At 64.6% G+C, this 21,790-nt stretch carries 22 protein-coding genes; 11 read left to right on the forward strand and 11 right to left on the reverse strand.

Annotated elements, in window-relative coordinates; translation table 11 throughout:
• Positions 1 to 436: 436 nt before the first annotated feature.
• A complete protein-coding gene (locus NX775_RS19825) occupies positions 437 to 1,372 on the reverse strand; it encodes a methyltransferase (protein ID WP_258837527.1) in 936 nt (311 codons plus the stop codon).
• 164 nt (positions 1,373 to 1,536) lie between these two features.
• Here NX775_RS19825 and NX775_RS19830 point away from each other — a divergent pair, with 164 nt between their 5' ends.
• The 5 genes from NX775_RS19830 to NX775_RS19850 all read left to right on the forward strand — a co-directional run bounded on the left by NX775_RS19830 (position 1,537) and on the right by NX775_RS19850 (position 6,579).
• Positions 1,537 to 1,719: a hypothetical protein gene (locus NX775_RS19830; RefSeq protein ID WP_183550931.1), complete on the forward strand. Its 183-nt coding sequence runs from the start codon at positions 1,537 to 1,539 to the stop codon at positions 1,717 to 1,719.
• Positions 1,720 to 1,747: 28 nt separating this feature from the next.
• Positions 1,748 to 2,626: a KPN_02809 family neutral zinc metallopeptidase gene (gene ypfJ / locus NX775_RS19835; protein ID WP_258837528.1), complete on the forward strand. Its 879-nt coding sequence runs from the start codon at positions 1,748 to 1,750 to the stop codon at positions 2,624 to 2,626.
• A 185-nt stretch (positions 2,627 to 2,811) separates the two neighbouring features.
• Complete coding sequence (locus tag NX775_RS19840) at positions 2,812 to 3,996, forward strand: zinc-dependent alcohol dehydrogenase (RefSeq protein WP_258837529.1); 1,185 nt, start codon at positions 2,812 to 2,814, stop codon at positions 3,994 to 3,996.
• Positions 3,997 to 4,052: 56 nt separating this feature from the next.
• The gene (locus NX775_RS19845) at positions 4,053 to 4,646 is read left to right on the forward strand and encodes a hypothetical protein (protein WP_258837530.1); all 594 of its coding nucleotides are present in this window, start codon (positions 4,053 to 4,055) and stop codon (positions 4,644 to 4,646) included.
• A 94-nt stretch (positions 4,647 to 4,740) separates the two neighbouring features.
• Entirely contained in the window at positions 4,741 to 6,579 is a 1,839-nt protein-coding gene (locus NX775_RS19850) for a M4 family metallopeptidase (RefSeq protein ID WP_258837531.1), read from the forward strand.
• Here NX775_RS19850 and NX775_RS19855 read toward each other — a convergent pair.
• Together NX775_RS19855 and NX775_RS19860 are read right to left on the reverse strand one after the other, a co-directional pair.
• Positions 6,548 to 7,240: a M23 family metallopeptidase gene (locus tag NX775_RS19855; protein ID WP_258837532.1), complete on the reverse strand. Its 693-nt coding sequence runs from the start codon at positions 7,238 to 7,240 to the stop codon at positions 6,548 to 6,550. The genes NX775_RS19850 and NX775_RS19855 overlap by 32 nt on opposite strands.
• Before the next feature lie 51 nt (positions 7,241 to 7,291).
• Positions 7,292 to 8,323 carry a L,D-transpeptidase family protein gene (locus NX775_RS19860; protein ID WP_258837533.1) on the reverse strand — a complete coding sequence of 344 codons (1,032 nt, stop codon included), beginning with the start codon at positions 8,321 to 8,323 and terminating at the stop codon, positions 7,292 to 7,294.
• A 114-nt stretch (positions 8,324 to 8,437) separates the two neighbouring features.
• On the opposite strand from NX775_RS19860, the gene NX775_RS19865 reads away from it, so the two are divergent.
• Complete coding sequence (locus NX775_RS19865) at positions 8,438 to 8,746, forward strand: 2Fe-2S iron-sulfur cluster-binding protein (RefSeq protein WP_370660603.1); 309 nt, start codon at positions 8,438 to 8,440, stop codon at positions 8,744 to 8,746.
• 293 nt (positions 8,747 to 9,039) lie between these two features.
• On the opposite strand, the gene NX775_RS19870 is transcribed toward NX775_RS19865, so the two are convergent.
• A complete protein-coding gene (locus tag NX775_RS19870) occupies positions 9,040 to 9,942 on the reverse strand; it encodes an alpha/beta hydrolase (RefSeq protein ID WP_258837534.1) in 903 nt (300 codons plus the stop codon).
• 159 nt (positions 9,943 to 10,101) lie between these two features.
• On the opposite strand from NX775_RS19870, the gene NX775_RS19875 reads away from it, so the two are divergent.
• On the forward strand, positions 10,102 to 10,296 hold the full coding sequence (locus tag NX775_RS19875) for a hypothetical protein (RefSeq protein WP_258837535.1): 195 nt from the start codon (positions 10,102 to 10,104) through the stop codon (positions 10,294 to 10,296).
• A gap of 15 nt (positions 10,297 to 10,311) precedes the next feature.
• Here NX775_RS19875 and NX775_RS19880 read toward each other — a convergent pair whose 3' ends face one another.
• On the reverse strand, positions 10,312 to 10,512 hold the full coding sequence (locus NX775_RS19880) for a hypothetical protein (RefSeq protein ID WP_258837536.1): 201 nt from the start codon (positions 10,510 to 10,512) through the stop codon (positions 10,312 to 10,314).
• Positions 10,513 to 10,698: 186 nt separating this feature from the next.
• On the opposite strand from NX775_RS19880, the gene NX775_RS19885 reads away from it, so the two are divergent.
• Together NX775_RS19885 and NX775_RS19890 are read left to right on the forward strand one after the other, a co-directional pair.
• Positions 10,699 to 10,836 (forward strand): hypothetical protein, encoded by a 138-nt coding sequence (locus NX775_RS19885; protein WP_183550962.1) that lies wholly within the window; start codon positions 10,699 to 10,701, stop codon positions 10,834 to 10,836.
• A gap of 59 nt (positions 10,837 to 10,895) precedes the next feature.
• Complete coding sequence (locus tag NX775_RS19890) at positions 10,896 to 11,267, forward strand: hypothetical protein (protein WP_258837537.1); 372 nt, start codon at positions 10,896 to 10,898, stop codon at positions 11,265 to 11,267.
• 93 nt (positions 11,268 to 11,360) lie between these two features.
• On the opposite strand, the gene NX775_RS19895 is transcribed toward NX775_RS19890, so the two are convergent.
• The 6 genes from NX775_RS19895 to NX775_RS19920 form a co-directional block, all read right to left on the reverse strand.
• On the reverse strand, positions 11,361 to 11,582 hold the full coding sequence (locus tag NX775_RS19895; protein WP_258837538.1) for a hypothetical protein: 222 nt from the start codon (positions 11,580 to 11,582) through the stop codon (positions 11,361 to 11,363).
• A gap of 145 nt (positions 11,583 to 11,727) precedes the next feature.
• On the reverse strand, positions 11,728 to 14,568 hold the full coding sequence (locus NX775_RS19900; RefSeq protein ID WP_258837539.1) for a bifunctional diguanylate cyclase/phosphodiesterase: 2,841 nt from the start codon (positions 14,566 to 14,568) through the stop codon (positions 11,728 to 11,730).
• Positions 14,569 to 14,733: 165 nt separating this feature from the next.
• Positions 14,734 to 15,513 (reverse strand): fused MFS/spermidine synthase, encoded by a 780-nt coding sequence (locus NX775_RS19905; RefSeq protein ID WP_258837540.1) that lies wholly within the window; start codon positions 15,511 to 15,513, stop codon positions 14,734 to 14,736.
• A 39-nt stretch (positions 15,514 to 15,552) separates the two neighbouring features.
• On the reverse strand, positions 15,553 to 17,070 hold the full coding sequence (locus NX775_RS19910; protein WP_258837857.1) for a CitMHS family transporter: 1,518 nt from the start codon (positions 17,068 to 17,070) through the stop codon (positions 15,553 to 15,555).
• Between the two features lie 273 nt (positions 17,071 to 17,343).
• On the reverse strand, positions 17,344 to 18,822 hold the full coding sequence (locus NX775_RS19915) for a sensor histidine kinase (RefSeq protein ID WP_258837541.1): 1,479 nt from the start codon (positions 18,820 to 18,822) through the stop codon (positions 17,344 to 17,346).
• Between the two features lie 13 nt (positions 18,823 to 18,835).
• Positions 18,836 to 19,525, reverse strand: coding sequence for a response regulator (locus NX775_RS19920; protein ID WP_258837542.1), 690 nt, complete (start codon positions 19,523 to 19,525; stop codon positions 18,836 to 18,838).
• A gap of 134 nt (positions 19,526 to 19,659) precedes the next feature.
• On the opposite strand from NX775_RS19920, the gene NX775_RS19925 reads away from it, so the two are divergent.
• Together NX775_RS19925 and NX775_RS19930 are read left to right on the forward strand one after the other, a co-directional pair.
• Positions 19,660 to 20,727 (forward strand): porin, encoded by a 1,068-nt coding sequence (locus NX775_RS19925; RefSeq protein WP_258837543.1) that lies wholly within the window; start codon positions 19,660 to 19,662, stop codon positions 20,725 to 20,727.
• Positions 20,728 to 20,763: 36 nt separating this feature from the next.
• Entirely contained in the window at positions 20,764 to 21,726 is a 963-nt protein-coding gene (locus NX775_RS19930; protein WP_258837544.1) for a tripartite tricarboxylate transporter substrate binding protein, read from the forward strand.
• Positions 21,727 to 21,790 lie beyond the last annotated feature (64 nt).

The raw sequence follows: 21,790 nt of genomic DNA on the forward strand, positions 1-21,790 counted from the left end.
AGGGCGCCTGCGCGCCCTGCGTGTGGGATGAGAAGGCCATCGCGTACTCGCGATGGCGCGGCCTGCGGCATGTAGGCGAATCCCACCCTCTCCGCCAAGTAGCAAAAAAAAGCCACCGCAAGGTGGCTTTTTTCATTTCGCGGCGTGTCAGGGAACAGCCGGGGTCAGGTCTGACATTCGGACACGACCTCAGCCTTATCCACTTCCAATCGTGTGTTGACCAGTATTGGCATGGCCCGGTGCCAGCTGGTTACGACTACCCGATTGTCGAGGTCGTGTCCGAATGTCAGACCTGACCCCCGCTTTTCGCTCCGCGGTGCGACGGTGCAACGGTGCGTTGAACGCGCGGGCGGAAAAACCCGCCCACTCTACGTTCCATTGACTGCAAATCGGCTTTTTTGGCGGCGGCGCAGGAACAATCCGGGCCGACCGGGCCTCAGCGCTTGCGCGCCTGCAGCCACACTGCAGCAATCCGCTCAACTTCTTCATACCCGGGCTCGCCGAGCTGCCCGCCGAAGATGTCGGGATCGAGTTCTTCGTACGACCACGATGCGCATTGCGCATCCAGCTGCGCGCGCAGGCTCTCAAGGAAATGGTCACTGTCCCCCGTGATCGCCACGCCCGTGTACAGCAGCAACCGTCCGCCGGAGCGCAGGCGCGGCAGGCCTTCTTCGACAATGCGGCGCGACAGCTCGGCGCCACGTTCACCGCCACCGTGGCGGTAGCGGCGAGCGTCCGGATCGAGAACGAACGGCGGATTCGACACGATCAGGTCGACCTCGCCCGCCACACCATTGAACAGATCGCTTTCGCAGGCCGTGAATTTCGTCACGTCGTTCAGCTGTGCATTCACCCGGGACAGCGCCAGCGCGGCCATGTTGACATCGGCGCCGATGACCTCGGCAGCCGGGAAGGCACGCGCGATCGTCAGCGCACCGGCGCCACTGCCGCAGCCGACATCGATCGCGCGCATGGGCGCGGCGTCGGCTGACGCGAATGCGCGCCGCATGGCGCCGATAAAGCGGTAGGTGTCCGGCCCGAAAAACACCGCATCGTCGTCGTGCGTCGGAAAGGCCGAGTGAAACAGCAGCAGGTCGTCCAGCGTCGAGGCGCGCACGGTCGAACGCAGCGCGTTGCCTTCGCCAGCCAGTACGCCGGCATCCGCCATCAATTTGAGCATGCCGGGCGGCAGTACTGCGGGGGCAAACGGCCGGCTCCAGCCGAACACGTCGCGCAGGTCGCGTGCCTGTTCGTTGCCGGGCCGGCCATTGATGCGGCGATGCGTCGATGGCGTGACCGTCATGAAGCGGTAACCGGCCTGGCGCAGGGTCGTGCCAAGGGTGAGCAGGGCAGCAGCTTGGGTAAGTGTCATGGCGCAAGGATCGCATGAATCGCGTGGAGCGGCGCGCACGAATCGGGTCATATGCCGATGGAATTTGATGCACTATGTGATCACTCGAACATACCGGATGACGGCGACCAACCATACTTGCCAACATAGTCAAACGACAACGATAACGAGAGAGAGCACACAAAATGAAAAGCTTTGACATGGACGACGTTCCGCGCGGCCGCATGGACCGCGAAATCGCCCGCGAACGCCGCGAGCGCGCGCTGAACGACGAGCAGCGTGCAGGCCTCTCGCCTGTCGACGACCTGCGCGGCAAGGATGCGCGTGAGCGCGCCGATACCTCAAACCTCAAGCGCAACAGCCGCTGAATCAACAACTGAACGATCAGGAGAACATATGCGTTGGGATGGTGACCGTGAAAGCAGCAATGTCGAAGACCGCCGGGGCGACAGCGGCGGGGGAGGTGGTGGCTTCGGCATGGGCGGGCGCTCGATCGGCATCGGCACCATCGTCATCGCACTGGTGGGGTCCTACTTTTTGGGCGTTTCGCCGGCCACGATCCTGAGCCTGCTGTCGGGTGGCGGCGCGCCACAGGTGCAGCAATCGTCGCAGCCACGCGCGGCGCCGGCCGACGACCGCGAAAGCAAGTTCGTGCGCACCACGCTGGCCTACACCGAAGATGCATGGACCCAGATCTTCACTGAACAGAATGCGCAATACCAGCCGGCCAAGCTCGTACTGTTCGACGGTCGCACGAACACCTCGTGCGGTGTCGGTCAGAGCGCGACCGGGCCGTTCTACTGCCCGGCGGATGCATCCGTGTACATCGACCTCGATTTCTTCCGCACGATGCAGCAACGGTTCAACGCTGGCGGCGAATTCGCCCAGGCGTACGTGATCGCCCACGAGGTCGGTCACCACGTCCAGAACCTGCTCGGGATTTCCGACAAAGTGCACGCAGCCCAGCAGAACGCGTCGGAAAAGCAGGGCAATGTCCTGTCAGTCAAACTCGAGTTGCAAGCCGACTGCTTCGCCGGTGTCTGGGCCAAGCGCACCGATCAGCGTGCGAAGATCCTGGAGCAGGGCGACGTCGAGGCCGCCCTGAACGCTGCCAGCGCCATCGGCGACGATGCCCTGCAAAAGCAATCGCGCGGCGTGGTGGTGCCTGACTCGTTCACGCACGGCACATCGGCGCAGCGGGTGCGCTGGTTCGAGCGTGGCCTGGAAAGTGGTGAAGTGGCCTCATGCAATACTTTTGATGCCAAAAATCTATAAAAGGCGAGAGAAAGTTTCCTGTCGGGTATAAAGGCGGACGTTAATTCGGCGTAAGTGCATAAAAATGCGTGTTCGTTACCGTGCGCGTATGGCAATTCTTGGTAACTTGACCTAAGTTAGTGTTAGATCAGCACGCTATCCAACGCGCGCCGACATCACCTTACAGAACTTGCCAAGGAGTGCTTATGCTTGCCATGAACTACCGCGGACCATACCGAGTCCGCGCCGACCAGAAGCCCGAGCCCGTCATCGAGCACCCCGGTGACGCCATTGTGCGCGTCACCCGCGCCTGCATCTGCGGTTCAGACCTGCACCTGTACCACGGCCTCGTGCCCGATACCCGCGTGGGCCACACCTTTGGCCACGAATTCATCGGCATCGTCGAAGAAGTCGGATCGGATGTCCATAAGCTCAAGGTGGGCGACAAGGTGCTGGTGCCGTTCAACGTCTTTTGCGGCTCCTGCTTCTTTTGCCAGCACGAGCTGTACGGCAATTGCCACAACACAAATTCGCAATCGACCGCCGTGGGCGCAATCTACGGCTACTCGCACACGGCCGGCGGCTACGACGGCGGCCAGGCCGAGTACGTGCGCGTGCCGATGGCCGACGTCGGCCCGATGATCATCCCGGACGACATCCATGACGATGACGCCGTGCTGCTCACCGACGCGCTGCCCACTGGCTACCAGGCCGCCGAAATGGGCGACATCAAGGAAGGCGACACGGTCGTCGTGTTCGGCGCGGGCCCGGTCGGCATCTTTGCCGCCAAATCGGCCTGGCTGATGGGCGCAGGGCGCGTGATCGTCGTCGACGAGATCGAATACCGTCTCGAATTCGTCAAGAACTACGCGCAGTGTGAAGTCGTGAACTTCAAGGAAGTGCGCGACATGGCGCTGCACATCAAGAAAATGACTGACTGGATGGGCGCCGACGTCTGCATCGACGCCGTCGGCTGCGAAGCGGCGGGCAATACGATGCAAACGATCACGGGCGTCTACACGATGATGCAAGCTGGCGCGGCGACTGTGCTGCACTGGTGCATCAACTCGGTGCGCAAGGGCGGCAACGTGTCGATCGTCGGCGTGTACGGGCCAACCTTCAATGCGGTCCCGATCGGCAATGCGCTGAACAAGGGCCTGACACTGCGCATGAACCAGGCCAGCGTGCGCCGCCATTTGCCGCGCTTGATCGAGCACATCCGTGCCGGCCGCATCGACCCGAAAGCCATCATCACGCACCGCGTGCCATTGGAAGAAGTGTCGGATGCGTATCACATCTTCTCGAGCAAGCTCGATAACTGCATCAAGACGATCCTGATTCCGCCGCGTGCGAACGAAGTACGCGCCGTCAAGGCCAGCATCGCAGCGTAACTGCCATGCAGATCATTGATGCAGATTACTGAAGCAGATCAATACGAGGACACATTATGCAGACACGTAACGACATCGTGAGCGCCAACGACCAGCACGACGGCGATCACGCGCCAGGCGAACACGACAACGATGGCCACGTCGGCCACGTCCACGGCGCGATCGCGCCACGGCGGCCCACCCGCGCGCAACTGGCGCACATCCAGGGCTGGGGCGCCGACCTCGACCGCAAGGACCGGCCCGGCGTGCCGATGGAACGCACGCCGCCACGCTTCATCAACGTGCCGGATGGGGATCCGAAGCCACAGGAAGAACACGTCGAGGTGCTCGTCTCCACCGAGCGCCCGGGCCGCACACCGCTGTTCGGCACGGTCCAGCCGCCATCGGGCCTCTCTGGCATGATCCGGCGCCAGGCCTTCAAGCTGACCGAGAACGACGTGCGCCACTGGCTGCTGTTGCTGGTGGCTGACCGCGTGAACATGGTCGAGGGCATCGGCGAGGATCTTGCCAGCGGCAAAATCCCGAACGTGCTGGCCGAGATGGGTATCAAGGCCGAGTTCCAGCACAACAAGGCGGGCCTGGCGAAAAAAGTTGCACTGGGCGTGGCCGTGGTTGGCACGGCGGTGTATCTGATGAAGCGCCGTAGGTAGGGGACATTGTTCTCAAGCAAATACTCGTTTATTTGCACGTCCATCATGGTCGATGACCGGCGCCACCTGGCCCGGCATACCGGATGGAGCCGAGATGATTCCTCAACCGTTGTTCAGGGCAGTTCTGCTGGGTGCCGCCATCGCGCTGGCGCCCGGCGTCCACGGCGCGCCGATGATGAGCGCGCCACTGAAGTTGGACACGCAGGCGCAGACGCAGGTCATCAGCCAGCTCACTGCGCGCCGGCCGGCCATCGGCCTTGATGCCGATCACGGCTACCGCGTCGTCGCACAGCATCCCGGCGTGCAGGGCACGCACGTGGTGCGCGCGGCGCACCTGTACAAGGGCGTGCGTATCTTCGGCTCTGAATCGGTCGTCGTGCTCGATGCGCGCCAGCAGATCGTGTCCGAAAGCGCCTCGCCCCGCCGCCTGCAGCTGGGGCGCGGCGCAGCCGGCGCGCTGAGTCCCGTCACCACCGGCTTCGACACCACGCCGGTCGTCAAGCGCAAGGCTGCCATCAGCGCCGCCGCCAAGGGCAGTCCGTCCGGCGCCGTCAACGTCAAGCTTCCCACCGCCGAACTGGTGATCTACCCCGTGATGCGCGACGAGCGTGCGCCGAGCGCCATTGCCAAGCCCGATAGCGACCTCAATGCGCTCGACCTGGTCGAAACGGTCGACCACTACGCGCTGGCCTGGCATGTGCGCGTGCGCATGCGCAGCGGCGAGCAGCCGATCTTCTATGACGTCATCGTCGATGCGCGCACGGGCGATACGATCGACCGCTGGAATGCGCTGCAAACGGTGGAAGGCGTCGGCCGGAGCCAGTACAGCGGCAATGTGCCGCTGAGCACGACATTTGAAGGCAACGTCTACAAGATGCTCGATCCGCAGCGCGGCAAGGGCGGCGTGTTCGGTGCGATGGCAATCACCAACGCCAACCACGCCACCACCAGTGGGCGCGTCTACACCAACAGCAGCAACACCTGGGGCGACGGCAAGCAGTTCGTCGAGGGTGGCAGCACGACAGGCGCCAACGGCCAGACCGCGGCCGTCAACGCCATGTGGGGCCTGATGAATACTTATGACCTGCACCTGAACGTGCTGGGCTGGCGCGCGCTCGACGGCCAGGATACGGCGTCGCACATCGCCGTGCATGTCAACCGCGGCTACGACAATGCCTACTACAGCGACACCTGCCGCTGCATGTTCATCGGCGACGGCACGTTCTTCACGAACCTGGCGGCAATCGACGTGGTCGGCCACGAAATGGGGCATGGCATCACGGCCGCCACGTCAAACCTGGTCTACACGGGCGAGTCGGGTGGGCTCAACGAATCCAGTTCGGACATCGCCGGTGAAGTGGTCGAAGCCTATGCGCGCGCCGGTGGCAAGGGGGAGGTCGTGCCCGCACTGGGCAACGACTGGATGCTGGGCAGCGAGATCGTCCGCGACGGCAAACCGCTGCGCTGGATGATCAAGCCCAGCAAGGATGGCAGCAGCCGCGACGCCTGGAGCACAAGCCTCAAGCGCCTGGACGTGCACTACAGCAGTGGCCCGAACAACCGGATGTTTTATTTCCTGGCGCGGGGTTCAGCGGCCGACAAGACGAATGATGCATGGAGCAGCTACCTGAAGCGGCGCCCGCTGGCGATGACGGGCATCGGCATCGACAAGGCGTTCCGGATCTGGTTCCGTGCGAACACGACCAAGTTCACGGCCAGCACCAATTACGCCGATGCGCGGGCGAAGATGATCGAGTCGGCGGGGGAGTTGTATGGGACGGGCAGCCGCGAAGTCGTTGCGGTCACGCGCGCCTATGCAGCAATCAATGTCGGGGCCGACATCGACGAATTGGCGACCGCGTCCGTTGCCGGACCGGCCGCCGCCGCGATCACCGCAGTAATTACTGATCGCTCATCAGTGGAAACGGATTGAGCGGCGTGCCTTTCCACCATTGCTTCTCCGGCGTCAGGGCGACGACAGCGAAGTGCAGGTGCGGTGCGTTCGGATCGGAATTGCCGGTCACGCCGACATAGCCGATCAACGTGCCGCGCTTGACCTCCATGCCTTCGGCGATGCCGTCAGCGTAGCGGTCCAGGTGGGCGTAGTAATACGCGAACTGTTCTGTCGGATCGAACTGGTAGACGGTCAGGCCGCCCGGCTTGCTGTGAAACAGCTTGGCGACTTTGCCATCGGCCACGGCGAGGACGGGCGTGCCAGTCGGGGCCATGATGTCGAGCGCCTCGTGCTGGCGCTGTTCACCGCGTGGCTGGTAAAAGGTATCGGTCAGCTGGGCCGACTTGATGCCCTGGACCGGCACCAGCAGCTTGCCCGGCATCGTCATCGGGGCAGCGGCACCTGCTGTGGCATTGGCGTCGGGCGTCGGACGCAGTGGCAGGTCGGCGTCTTCCAGGTTCGGCACCACGACCGGCGCCGGCGGCAGCTGGCCCTCGATCTGCGATGCCGGAATGCCGGGGGCTGCCGGCGCCGTCGCTGCAACCTCGGTCGCTGGTTTTTCAGGCACGTCCTGCAAGGCCACGAACAGGATCGCGGCGCCGACCAGCACGCCGAGAATAAACGTGATCAACCATTTCATCTTGTTCTCCGTGCGGCGCCACGGGCGCCGCGTGTGTGCCTGGGGCGCTCGTTACTTTTGCAGGATCACTTCGGTGCCAGCCGACACGGCGGCGCCCACTTCAGCGGCGCTCCAGTTGGTCAGGCGGATGCAGCCGTGCGATTCGGTCTTGCCCACGTGGCCCGGCACTGGCGTGCCGTGGATGCCGTAGTGCGGCTTGGACAGGTCGATCCACATCACGCCGACCGGGTTGTTCGGGCCTGGCTTGACAGGGGTTGCCTTGTCGCCCGGCTTGGCGTCCCAGAACAGTTTCGGGTTGTAGTTGTAGACCGGATTGGCGTGCACACCCTCGATTTTCCAGGTGCCGATCGGCAGCGGATCGCGGCTGCTGCCGGTCGAGGCCGGATACTGGGCCAGCAGGCGGCCCGATGCGTCAAACAGTTGCAGCGTCTTGGCGCCATCGCGCACGACGACCTTGGTCGCCTGGGCCAGTGGCTCCTTGCCGCTCACGTTCGGCACCATGATGCGTTCGCCCGCGCGGGCAAAGGTCTTGCCAGGATTGAGGCGCTGCAGCAGTTCCGGGCTGGCGTGGAATTTCTCGCCCAGGCCTTCGAGCACATTGGCGTAGCCCAGCTGGGCCAGCTTGGACTTTTCCATCATCGTGTCGGGCACTGGCTGGAACGGGCCTTCGACGTCTTCGGGAATCAGCGCGTATTCGGCCAGCGTGGGCGTGGTGTCGGTGGCGAGGGCATTCCAGGTCGCGTCATCGAGCTTGCCGGTGACCGGCAGCTTGCGCACGGCCTGGAACGTGTTCAGGGCCTGGCGCATGTTCGAGCCGTAGGCACCGTCGAGTTCACCCGGGGATAGGTAAATGCGTTCGAGCAGCACCTGGGCGCGCAGCAGTTTTTCAAATTCTGCCTGTTCGGCGATGGCCGGATCCTGCACGGCGCCGGGCGCAGCGGTTACCGCCGTCGACATCGTCGTGTTCTGGGCTGTCGTCGCCGGTTGGGCGGCTGGCGGCAGCGGGGCAGGCTGTTGCGCGATGGCGTGGGTCAGCGTGCCTCCAAGGGCGGCGATCAGGGTCAGGGCGGTTATCTTGTTCATGCGGTCTCCGGGTTTGCTTCTGGAAAACTGTAGAGTAGTGAAATGCATCGTCCGGGTCTGTGCGTCAGCGTACTCACAACAGGTCAACTGTTTCATTGAGGCTACAATTGCACGATGGATCAGCCTGTTTTTACCGTTACTGTCATGCCGCTCGGCGCCAGCGTCGTTGTTGGCACGGCCACGACCGTGCTTCACGCACTCGAGGCTGCCGGCATCGAGTTGCCCAGCTCATGCCGCAACGGAACCTGCCGGACCTGCCTGTGCCGCCTGCGTGCCGGCAAGGTGGTGTACACGGTCGAGTGGCCGGGCCTGTCGGTCGATGAGCGGCGGGATGGCGACATCCTGCCCTGCGTGGCGCTGGCGCGCGACGATCTGGTGCTGGACGTCCCGCTGGCGCGGCGCGTCGCTACCGGGCGCGATTAGCATGGTGGTACTATCCGCATGATGCCCGACGCGCTGTCCGGCACGTTCTGATGACATCCGCAGTAATCACCATGAATGGAGCACCACCATGAGCAAAAGTCAGGATGCAAAGAAGACGACCAAGAAGGAACCGGCCAAGACCATGAAGGAAAAGAAGGAAGCCAAGAAGGTCAAGAAAGAAGAAAAGTCGCGCCAGCAGTAAGCCAGCAGCAAACCAGCAGTAAGCCATACGCAATAAACTCAGTTTGACCCTGCATCACCGCGTCGCCTCCCGGCGACGCGCACCGCCTGTCCTACGGCGTTTCTGTACTCAAGCCCAGCGCCCCCTCGATCACTTTCAGCACCGTCGGCCACGCCGGCGAACTCGTTGCCACCTCATCGTAATGGCTGGCCTCAGGCAGGATCACGACGTCTGCCACATCCCCCAGCTTGGCTGCGCGCGCCGCGTAGTCGTGCGCCACGCGCGGCGGCGAGATCGTGTCGAGCGCCCCTGTCACGAGCCAGGTGCGGCTGCCATTGGGCATCAGGTCGGCGGCATTGGTATCGACCAGCACATCGGGCCGCGCAGCGCTCGGGGTGCCGGCCAGCTGCGCGAGATCGCGGTCGCAACTCGATTTGATCAGCGCCGCTTCGTGGCGCAGGTCGGCCAGGCCGCCCAGGCTCACGATGCGGTCGATCTTGAGTGGATTGGCATGGTGCAGCGGGCTGCCGGCCGGGATGCGCGCGCGGCCCGCGATCCATTGCACCAGCTGGCCGCCGGCAGAATGGCCGACAGCGACGATGCGTTTCAGATCGAGCTTGTGCGCAGGTGCATGCGTTGCCAGCAGGTCGAGCGCGGCGTGCATGTCGAGGTACATGCCGGGATAGCCGCCGCCCGGTTCATCGATGCGCCGGTATTCGACGTTCCAGACCGCAATGCCGCGTGCGGCCAGCGCGCCGGCCATATTGCGAAACTGGGTAATGCCGCCGAACTTGCTGTTCCAGCAGCCACCGTGCACGAGCACCGCCACGGGGAACGGGCCGGCGCCGGGCGGCACGAACAGTTCCGCGTACTGGGACGGCGCGGGGCCATAGGCGAGTTTGGTGGTCGGGGCAGGGCCGCGCAGGGCCAGATAGTCGTCGAGTTTCATCGGGGCGGCGTGGACGCTCGAGGCGGCGCCAAGCGCGAGGGCAAACAGCAGGCTGGAAAAGCGCATGGCGGGGCGGTGAAGGTGGTGAAAACATCACTATAGCCGAGTCGCCACGCCGCAGCAGCATGCGGCAATGACGGCCGACGGTTGCCGGGCAATCGTACGGCCCCGGGGTGACGGCCATGCTAGTCTGCCCATGACTCCATCACTTACCGAAAGGCGACCATGATTCAATTCCATGCCAACAACGCCTCGCGCGAACCGGTCATTCTGCATGCGCACACGACACCCGATCCGGATGCGCCGAACGACCCACTGGCGCCGCCGCCGCAACCACCGGTGCCGGACGATGTGCCCGATCCCGTCAATGCCCCGGTCGAAGAGCCGAGCATGCCCGAACCACCGATCCGGGCTCACTAAACTAATATTACTTGATCAAGCGCCAGGTCCCTGGCGCTGACCTTCCTTGTCTTCTTGCTTGTCATCGCTGCCTGCCGGCGGCAGTCCCGGAATCTCGCGAATCATTTGCTCGGTGTCGTGCTGACCAGGCGAGCGTTCGCCGCTGCCGATGTCGGCTTCATCAAAAATGGCGCGATCCTTGTTTTTCGGGTCGACGTTGTTGGGTGTGTCAGTCATGCTGGGCTCCAATAGCGTTATCAATGTTGTACGATCCTAACAGCCCCGGGGCGGCCATGTCGCGCGGCAGGCCATGGTGAAAACTGTTGCTTTTTCGTCCGTGTACAGGGTACGTGTGCTTCCTGTCACAGAACGGCAACAATGGGCTTTCTATAATGTCGATAACATGAAAAACAGGAGGAGATCATGGGCTCGACGTTGTACAACAAGATTTATCTGGGGCGCAGCTCGGTGCTGGGCTCGCGTAGCGTGCAGCTTGCGCTCGTGCTGGGCGTACTGGCCAGCGCCGGACTGGGTTGGCTGATCCTGCGTTCGCTGCGCTGAAGGTTGCCCCGGCGCGCTGCGACGCGTACCATGCGCCCTTTGGTCAACGAAACGCGGTAATGAAAAACGAAAAGCTCACGACGGACGAATACGACGCACTCGAGATGGTGCGGCGCGGCGGTAAACAAGAGATGGCCAGCGCCTGTGTCGGGCGCAATTCGAAGCGCCTGTGTGGCATCAAGCTGATGTCCTATGGTCGCGACAAGCGGCTGACGCTGACCGACAAGGGTGAAGAAGTGCTGTTCCTGCGCCGCTGCGTGACGGGTCTGCGCGCACTGGCGGCCGATCCGCAGGTGGTGCTCGACGAAGACGTACTGCGTTTCCTGAACCGCAAATCGCATATCGTGCCGCTCGAAGGCGGTGGCCATGGCCTGAGCGACAAGGGCCGTGAATCGCTGGCCGATATCGCCCTGAACGAAGAGCGCCGCTGACCGCGCCGGCCGTCCCTTGCGGACGGCCACTGTATTACCTGTCAGCTGTTTTCTGAGTCCTCAGTTACAGCTGGCCTGCAGCATTGCGCGTGGTTAGTGCGCGCGGCGGCGGGCTGGATACACCAGCGCCCGCACCGCAACTTCGGCCGGCACGTTCATCGTCGCGAGAAATTCTGCTGCGCGCTGCAGGCCAAGGGTCGGAATCGAGGCGATCGCCTGGTTGACCAGATCGGACGTGCGGCCATCGACGCGCTGGTGGCGCGTTGTGGTCGTATTGGGTGTCATGGCCAGGTCGGGCATGTCATTCATGTTCATTGTGGGGTCCAGGTCTCGGGGTTGTGCCATTGGCCCGATGATTGTACGACCAATAATGTTTATTTAGCTATACAAATGTTCTGCCGGCTATGTAATGACACGGCTTCGTCCCGCCACGCGTGGCGGGCATGCAACTGATCGTACGCTAGGCGGGTAGGGTCTCAGGCGCTGGTGATGGCGTTGGCGCCGGCAAGCAGCGGCCTTCGGCCAGCAATGCCTCGAACTGGTCGGCCGGCACCGGCTTGCTGAAGTAATAGCCCTGCATTTCATCGCAGCCGTGACTGCGCAGGTAATCGAGCTGTGCGAGCGTCTCGACGCCTTCGGCGATCACGGCCAGCTTCAGGTTGTGGGCCAGCGCGATGATGGACGTGACGATGGCTGCGTCGTTGGCGTCGTGCGTGATGTCGGCCACGAACGAGCGGTCGATCTTGAGCACGTCGATCGGGAAGCGCGACAGGTACGAGAAGCTCGAATAGCCGGTGCCGAAGTCGTCAATGGACAGATTGACCCCGAGCGCCTTCATCCGGTGCAGCAATTCCACCGCCGGCGTGACGTCGCTCATGAACAGGCTTTCGGTCAGCTCGATCTCCAGGCAGGCCGCATCGAGCCCGGTCTCTTGCAGCGTCGCTTCCAGGCTGGCCATCAGGTTGGCCGCGCCGAACTGGCGCGCCGACAGGTTCACGGCTACCCGAAGGCGCGGGTAGCCGGCAACCTGCCAGGCCTTGTTCTGGGCGCAGGCAGTGCGCATGACCCAAGCGCCGATCGGGACGATCAGGCCGGTTTCTTCGGCCACGCCGACAAAGCGCCCCGGCGGCACCATGCCCAGTTCGGGATGGTTCCAGCGGATCAGCGCTTCCATGCCGACGATCTGGCCCGTCTTCATGTCCACCTGCGGCTGGTAATGCAGCACGAATTCGTCGCGTTCAAGTGCATTGCGCAGCGCGCCTTCGATGCGCACCCGTTCCATCGCCTCGTCGTTCATGCTCGGCGTGAAGAACTGGAAGTTGTTGCGCCCCAGCTTCTTGGCCCGGTACATCGCGATATCGGCGTGCTCGATCAGGTTTTCGCTCAGCGTGCCTTCGGTCGGGAACACGGCCACGCCGACCGAGCAGGTCACGAAGAATTCCTTGTTGCCGAGCATGACCGGCTGGGCGACGGCATCCATGATCCGCTGCACGACGGCAGGCGAGAGCGGCTCGTCGGCATGCTCGTTGAGGATCACGACGAACTCGTCGCCCGACAGGCGCGCCACGGTATCGGCATCGCGCAGCGCCGCGCGCAGGCGCGCCGCCACGGTCACCAGCAGCACGTCGCCGGCCTTGTGGCCCATGCTGTCATTGACGAACTTGAAGCGGTCCAGGTCGATCAGCATGACCCACACCGGCCGCTCGCTGCGGCTGGCAAACGCAATCGACTGGCTCAGGCGGTCCTGCAGCAGCGAGCGGTTGGGCAGGCCGGTGAGCACGTCGTGCTGGGCCACGTGGTGCACGCGCTGCTCGGTCAGCTTGCGCTCGGTGATGTCGCTGCCGGTACCGCGGTAGCCGGTGAGTGCGCCCGTCTCGTCGAACACGGGTTCGCCATTCACGCAGAACCAGCGCGCGTTGCCATCGTCATCGACGATCTGGTACTCGAGGTTGTTGAACGCCTCGCGCGCCTGCATTTTCGCCAGGTGCGCGCGGCCGCTTTCGCTGTCGAGCAGGCCCGGCACGTATTCCCAGCGCGTCTTGCCGATCAGGCCCTGCACGGCAACGCCCGATTTTTCGGTGAAGCCGCCCGTGATCATCGTGAAGCGCAGTTCGGCGTCCTGTTCCCAGTACCAGTCCGACGACATCGACACCAGCTGGCGGAAACGCTGCTCGCTGTGCAGCAGCGCTTTTTCGGCGCGCTCGCGCGCGATCATGTCGTCGATCAGCTGGCGGTTGCTGCGGCGCAGCTCCGACGTGCGCTGGCGCACCAGTTGCTGCACTTTGCGCGCCCGTTCGCCGGCCGATTGCACGAAGGCAGTGCCCATCAGCGTAACGAGGATGCCCCCAAACAGCAGTGACAGCGAGGCGAGATGGTCGGCCAGAAACGGCCGCGGCGCCGCAGCGACCTCGACGCGCCAGGACCGGCCGCCCGCGTGCAGTATGGTGTTCTGCATGCCATGGTCGGGGCGCAGCCAGCCGGCAAATTCATGGCGCGAGGCGTTTGAGGTGGGGCCGTTCGAGAACAGCAGGGCCGCAGGATCGGCATGGTCGCTCGCATACACCGCCACGAAGATGTCGCTGCCATCGAGGAGGCCAGCGGCGGCAAGCGATTCGCGCACCAGTTCCTTGCCCCGCAGGACGACGGCCGTGTTCCCCCGCATGACGCCTTGCTTGTCGAATACCGGCTGCACCAGATCGAAGCTGGCCTGGCTTCTCGGCGCCTGGGCCAGCGCGAACAGGCTGCTGGCGGCCGGCTGGCCCGTGCTGCGCGCCAGCTCGAGCGCGTCCATGACGGCGGCGTTGTGGGACAGGTTCAGGCCCAGGGCCACTTCGTTGCCGGCCATCGGTTCGACATATTCGATGACGTGGTAGCGGGTGCGCAGCGGTGCAGGTACCAGGCCGACAGGCGTCATCTCAGTCAGGATGGTGCCGGGACGCACGCGCTGCAGCTCGGCTTCGATTAACGCGCGCTCATTGCCCGGCACGACGCGGTGAAAATTGAACGCCTGAATAAAGCGGTGGCGCTCGAGCAGGGCCGACGTGAAGTCGGCAAACCGCTCGCGGCTCACCGGCTCGCCCCTGGAAAACAGCTGGTTGGTCACGGCCAGCACTTCGAAGGCCTGGCCCATGCCCTGGCGCACCGCCGCCACACGCTGGTCGGCGCGCTGGCCGAAGGCGAGCGCCATATTGTCATATTCGAGGTGGCTGACACCGATGAACAGGCCGAAGGAGGCGGCCATGCCGCCCCCGAGCGTGAGGGCTGCCGCGAGAGTCAGTGAACGGGGCAGTCGGCGCGGCATGTTATCGAAAGGTCCAGGTCAATCCGTACAAATGAGTCAGGAGCGCACGCGGCAGACGGTTCTTGCCGACGAGCATGAATGCGCGCCAGTGTGTCATACAAGAGGCTGGCGCCGCAAACTTATCGTATTGTGAGGGACAATCTGCCCGTCGTGGGTAAAACCGTGTTAGCCCCGGCGCCACGCCAGCCAGGCCACCACACCCCGCGCAAGCAGCCGGTTGGCCCAGCCGAAGCCGATGCCGCTGCGGTCCCGGCCGCGCCGTGCGAGGCGTCCCAGCAGGCGTTCTCCGCGTAAAGGCGTTGTGCCGGGGCGCACGGCAAACAGGATCCGGTTGTTGCCGGCGATGTCCCGAAACCAGACTACGCGTCCCTCGAAGGCATCCCGCAGCCGTTGTAAGAAAGACACATAATCGGGATCGTAGGTGAAGATATTGGCCACCAATACGCCGCCAGGCCGCAGCGCGCGGCGGCCGGCCGCATAGAACGCGCGGCTGGCCAGCGCCGGCGGCAAGCCGGCCCGGTCGAAGCCATCGACCAGCAACACATCGGCGTCCCCGGGCATGCGCGCCAGATAATCGGCCGCGTCGCAATGCAGCACCCACAGGCGCACATCGTCCGGCGGCAGGCAGAACAGGTCGCGCAGCGCGATCACGTCGGCGCGGATCTCGAGCACCGTGATGCGGGCCTGGGGAAAGTGGCGGTAGCAGAACTTGGCGAGGGAGCCGCCGCCCAGGCCCACCATCACGATGTGGCGCGGGCGCGGCGCGAACAGCGCAAAGCACATCATGGCGCGGGTATAATCGAGAACGAGGGCGTCGGGCCGCGCCAGCAGCATCTCGCTTTGGACATCGCCAGGTGTGAATGCGAGGGTGCGGCGCTTGCCGTCGGTCACGACCAGAGGCGCGGCGGCGGCAGGAGATTCAGGAAGATCGTGGGGCGCGGGCATCTGGCAAGTATATGTCGCCGCGCCCGCCGCCCCGCCGTATTACGCGGCGCTGCCCATCAGCGGGACCACGCCGAACACCAGTGCTGCTACCAGCATGACCAGTGCCGCCGAGATCGACCAGATCAGCGTGAAGCGCTGGTGGTCGCCAAACTCCACCTTGCACATGCCGACCAGCAGATAGGTCGATGCGACCAGTGGGCTGAGCAGGTGGACCGGCTGGCCGATCACCGAGGCGCGACCGATTTCTGCCGCCGTGATGCCGTACACTTCGGCCGCCTTGGCCAGCACCGGCACGATGCCGAAGTAGAACGCGTCGTTCGAGATGAAGAACGTGAACGGGATGCTCAAGAGGCCCGTGACGACCGCCAGGTATGGACCCATCCAGTCGGGCACGCCGGCGATGACGGACAGCGCAATCGCATCGACCATCTTGGTGCCTTGCAGGATGCCGACGAAGATACCGGCGGCGAAGATCAGCGACACCACCGGCAGCACGTTCGCTGCATGGTGCGCAATGCGCTCCTTCTGCTCTTCGAGGCCAGGATAGTTGATCATGATTGCGACGGCGAAGAAGATCATGAACAGCACGGGCAGTGGCAGCACGCCCTTGATCAGGAATACCATCAACAGGGTCGTCATCGCGAAGTTGATCCAGATCAGTCGTGGGCGCTTGATTGCGGCGTTCGAGACGTCGCTGTCATCGCCACCGCCGTTACCACCGCCGGTGGCCAGCGCCGGCTCGCCCAGTGATGTTACGGTCGATTCGACGCGACCGCCCGCCAGCTGGTGCACATTGCCGTCGCGTGCCGAGGCAGCAGCGGCAGGGCTCCAGTGGCCGGTGGTGCCGTTCATTTCAGCGGCCACGGCCGGCTGCAGCACGGCGACATTCTGCGCTGCCTGGGCAGCTTTTTCCGCTTTTTCAGCTTGCGTCGGTAGCGTCATGATGCCCAGGCGCTTGCGCTCCTTCATGCCCAGCACGCAGGCCACGAACACGACCCAGAGGGAGGTAACGGCCATCGGCAGGATCATCGGCACGAAGATGTCGCTGACGTCCACGCCGAGGGCAGTGGCAGCGCGCGCCGTCGGGCCGCCCCATGGCAGGATGTTGAAGACGCCGCCCGCCAGCATGATGACGCAGGCCAGCACCAGGCGGCTCATGCCAAGGCGCACATACAGCGGCAGCATGGCGGCCACGGTGATCATGTAGGTCGTGGCGCCATCGCCGTCGAGCGAGATGAACATCGCCAGCACGGCAGTGCCGACGACGATCTTGAACGGGTCACCGCCGACGATCTTCAGGATCAGGCGCACGACCGGGTCGAACAGGCCCGAATCGATCATGATGCCGAAGTACAGGATCGCGAACATCAGCATGACGCCGGTCGGGGCCAGGTTGCGGATCCCGTCGAGCATCATCGGGCCAAGTTGCGGGCCGAAGCCGCCGATCACGCCGAACCCGATAGGCACCACGATCAGGGCCACGAGCGCCGGCAGGCGCTTGGTCATGATCAGGTACATGAACACGACGACCATGGAATACGCCAGGATGGTCAACATCATCATCATTCTCCTTGCCGGTGCGCTTGCCGCACGCGGTGTGTGGGCCGCTGGGGCCCGGGGTGTTGGTGCAGGTGGCGCGTGGGGCTGTGGTGCAGGGCTGCTTCATGCAGACCGATGCACGGTCGATCGCGCGCCGTGTTTGTCAGGCGCGGTTCAAGGGCGGGAAAGCGCGGCCAGGGCGGCGTGCGCGGGGGCAGGGAAGTGCATGGTGTCTCCGATCGTTGTCGTTGGTGTGCTGCTGTTTGCACCAACTATAGGCGTGCGTGCCTTTCAATTGGCTTTCAGTGCACTTGACGCTTCAACGATTGCCGGCGCGGGGAATATCACCCGCACGCTCAGGCCATGGCCATCGCCGGATTGGCCCAGCGTGATGCCGGCGCCGTGCAGGTTGGCGATATCGCGCACGATGGCCAGTCCCAGTCCGGTGCCGCCCGGATTGGCTTCGAGCGTCGCCTGGGCGCGGTAGAACGGCATGAACACCTTGTCCATGTCGGCCGCTGCGATGCCGGGCCCGCTGTCGCTGACCGCGAGCGCCACCTGGTTGCCTTCGCGCCCGACCTGCAGCAGCACGCTGCCGCCAGCGGGCGTATAGCGGATCGCATTGTCGACCAGGTTCGACACCATTTCATGCAGCAGCAGCGCTTGGCCCGGCACCGTGGTGAGGTCGTCGGCATCGGCTTCGAGCGCCAGGTCGATCCCTTTTTGTACCGCCGGCAGCGCCAGTTCCAGCCCGACCTGGCGCGCCACTTCTGCCAGCGAGACCGGTGCGTCGGGCGTGCTGCCGCTGCCATGCTCGATGCGTGCGAGCGTCAGCAGGCGATTGGCCAGGTGGATCGCGCCATCGGTGGTGCCGGCGATCGAGCCGACAATGGCGCGCATCGCGGCCGGATCGTTTTCGCGCAGGGCCAGTTCGGCCTGCGTCTTGAGCACCGCCAGCGGGGTGCGCAACTGGTGCGAGGCGTCGGCGATGAAGCGGCGCTGGCTGGCGATCAGGTCCTGCGTGCGCGCCATCGCGCCATTCATCGCCGCCACCAGCGGCCGCACTTCCTTGTGCACGAGCGCCGGGTCGATGTTCGACAGGTCGGACAGCGCGCGCGTTTCCACCTCGTTCTTCAGCAGCATCAGGGGCCGCAGCACCAGGCGCACGGCGAACCACACCATCGCCGCCACCGCCAGCACGAGCAGGGCCTGGCGCAGCAGGGTACTGAATAGAATGTCGCGCGACAGCGCCTGGCGCGCGTCGAGCGTTTCACCGACCTGGATCAGGGCGATGCCGCGCATCGAATCGTCGTACACCGGCTGCAGCAGCGCCGCGATGCGCACCCGCTCGCCGTTGTAGGTGGCGTGGTAGAACCGCACCAGCGCCGGATACAGGTCGGTACGCGGCACGTTTTTTGGCACGGGCGGCAGGTCGTCGTAGCCCGACACGGTTTCGCCCTGCAGGCCCGTGACCTTGTAATAGATGCGGCCCAGCGTGTCGGTCTCAAAACTGTCGAGCGCCACGTAGGGCACGTTGGCGACGACCTTGCCATCCTGGACCGAAACCCGCTCGGCCAGCGCGCGCGTGGACGAGAGCAGCGAGCGGTCGTAGGCGACATCGGCCGCCTCCAAGGCATCGCGGTACAGCGACACCGCATTGAGCGCGACGAGCAGCACCAGCGGCAGGATCAGCCAGCGCAGCAGCTGCCCGCGCAGGCTGCCCAATGGCCGCCCGGCGGTGATCTGGAGCAGGGATGCGCGCAGGGTCATCGCGTGCGGGGGCTCAATCGGGCCGCTGCTGCATCAGGTAGCCGATGCCCCGCAGCGTGACGATCATCGCGCGGGCATCCGGAAACTTGTCGAGCTTCTTGCGGATGCGGTGGATATACAGCTCGATGGCGTCGAGGTTGACGTCGTCGGCTAGCGCGAACACTTCGTCGAACAGCTTTTCTTTCGACAGCGCGCGGCCCGGGCGCGCAATCAGCGCTTCGAGCACGGCGTGCTCGCGCGGCGTGAGTGCGAGCGCTTCGCCGCAAATGGTAAACATGCGCGAGACGGTGTCGAAGCGCAGCCCGCCGCATTCGTGCACCAGCGCCTCGTTGCCACTGCGGCGGCGCAGCAGCGCTTTGACGCGCGCTTCGAGTTCGGCCAGCTCGAACGGCTTGGGCAGGTAATCGTCGGCGCCCAGGTTCAGGCCCTGCACGCGGTCTTCGAGGCCACCGCGCGCAGTCAGGATCAGCACCGGTGTGCCGCCCCGCGCGCCGCCGCGCGCGCGCAGCCGGCGCAGCACGTCCAGGCCGTCCATCTTGGGCAGCGTCAGGTCCAGGATCACCAGGGCGTAGTCCTGAGTGTGCAGCAGGGCGTCGGCGTCGGCGCCGGTGGCGGCGCATTCGACGGTCAGCTTGGCGTCGCGCAGGGCCTTGGATACCCAGTGGGACAGTTCGACATGGTCTTCAACGAGCAGGATTCTCATCGCGCCAGTGTAAACGCAAAGCGGCTTTTGGGAAAAGCGCCACTGAAAGCGAACTGAAAGGCGCGCGCCCATATAGTCGGCCCACAAGCAGCGACCCAGCTGCAGCAGATACCCATAACAACGTTCGGAGACACATGAAACAATCGGCCCTCGCGCTTGCCGTCCTGGCAGCGCTGTCCCTTTCCGCACCCGTCCTCGCCCAGAGCAACGTCCAGGTCTATGGCCTGATCGACGCCGGCGCGGAATTCGTCAACCATGCAGGCGAAGACGGCGGCAACGTAGTGCGCGTCATCTCGGGTGGCAAGAACACGTCGCGCTGGGGCTTTCGCGGCAGCGAAGACCTGGGTGGCGGCCTGAAAGCCGTCTTCAATCTCGAAGGCGGCATCCTGCTGGACACCGGCGCCAGCGACGGGGCGGTCTTCAAGCGCCAGGCCTACGTGGGACTGGAGAACGACCTGGGCCGGATCGTCATCGGCCGCTCGTTTACCACCGTGTATGAACTGGTGATCAAGTTCGATCCGCTGGGCTTTGCGCCGAACTATTCATGGGCGACGGGCGGCAGCGCCACCAGGCCATCGCGCTACGGCATGACGACGCAGTTCGATAACCTGATCAAGTACACGGGGCGCACGGGCGGCTTCACCTACGGCGCCACGGTCGGGCTGGGCGAACGGTCGGGCAGCTCGCGCGAAGGCCGCAAGCTGGCGCTGGGCGGCTCATGGTTCGGCGACGGCCTGGGCATGATGGCGTCGTGGGAGCGGATCGACGGCACGCCGATCGAGGGCACCGCCATGAATGGATTGGACGAAACGACGGCGTACCACGTGGCGGTGGATTACCGCAGCGGCCCGTGGCGCTATACGGCCGGCAAGCGCGGCTACAAGATGGCGCAGGGCCGTACCAATCTGGCCGACCTGCGTGGCGACACCTACTGGGGCGGCATCACGCGCACGATCGACGCGGTCACGCTGACGGGCGCGGTCTATCATATCAACACGAAGAACCTGCCTGCAAACCTGGACGCCGACCCGACGATGTTTGTCGCGCGCGCCATGCTGGCGCTGTCCAAGCGCACGGACCTGTACCTGTCACTGGCGCACGCGAAGGCGGACAACGGCCAGCTGATCGGCCTGTCGCGCGACGATCCGGGCTTTGGGTCGACCCAGAGCGGCATCACCGCGGGCATGCAGCACCGCTTCTGATTCCACGTCTCACCGTGCGGCGGTATCATGGGCGCCATGAAACCTTCGCACGTCCTCCTGTTGACCGTCCTGGCGCTCGGCGGCCTGCCGCACGCCGGCGCCGCCGAATGCCTGATCCCGTCGAAACCCGGCGGCGGCATGGACCTCACCTGCAAGCTGGCGCAAAAAGCGCTGCACGACCAACCGGGCGCGCCTGAACTCACGCTCAGTTACCTGCCGGGCGGTGTCGGCGCCGTGGCCTGGCACTCCGTTGTCTCGCAGCGCCGCAGCGAAGCCAATACGCTCGTCACGTTCTCGGGCGGCTCCGTCCTGAATCTCGCGCTGGGCAAATTCGGCAAGGCCGACGTCGACGACGTGCGCTGGGTTGCGGCCTTCGGCGCCGACTACGGCATGGTCGCCGTGCGCGCCGATTCCCCCTACAAGACACTGTCCGACCTGCTGGGCGCGATCAAGCGCAATCCGAAGCAGGTCTTGATCGGCATGTCCGGCACCGTCGGCAGCCAGGACTGGATCAAGATGGCGCTGCTGGCCCGGATGGCCGGCGTCGACCCGCGCAAGCTGCGCTTTGTCGCCCTTGAAGGCGGCGGCGAGCAATTCATCGCGATGGGGGCAGGGCACGTGCAGGCGGTGTCGGGCGATACGTCGGAAGCGCTGCTGGCGGCCAGAGCCGGCAATGTGCGCGTGCTGGCGGTGCTGTCCGAGCAGCGTTTGCCGGGCGCACTGGCCGGCGTGCGCACGGCGCGCGAGCAGGGGTATGACGTGGTCTGGCCGGTGATTCGCGGCGTCTGGATGGGGCCGGATGTGCGCGAAGCGGATTACCGCCGCTGGGTCAAGGCATTCGATGGGGTCGAAAGTTCGCCTGCGTTTGCGGAGATGCGCACGCAGGCCGGGTTGTATCCGTTTGCGCTGACGGGCGATGCGCTCACGCGGTATGTCAAGCAGTCGGTGGATACGTATCATCGGCAGGCGAGGCAGTTCAAGTTGTTGCGGGAGCGCTGATAATTCTGCTGAAAAAATCAGCATCTGCTCAAATAAAATATTTAAAATATAGGAGAATCATATC

It is taken from the genome of Massilia aurea (assembly GCF_024753205.1).
Classification (GTDB): domain Bacteria; phylum Pseudomonadota; class Gammaproteobacteria; order Burkholderiales; family Burkholderiaceae_D; genus Telluria; species Telluria aurea.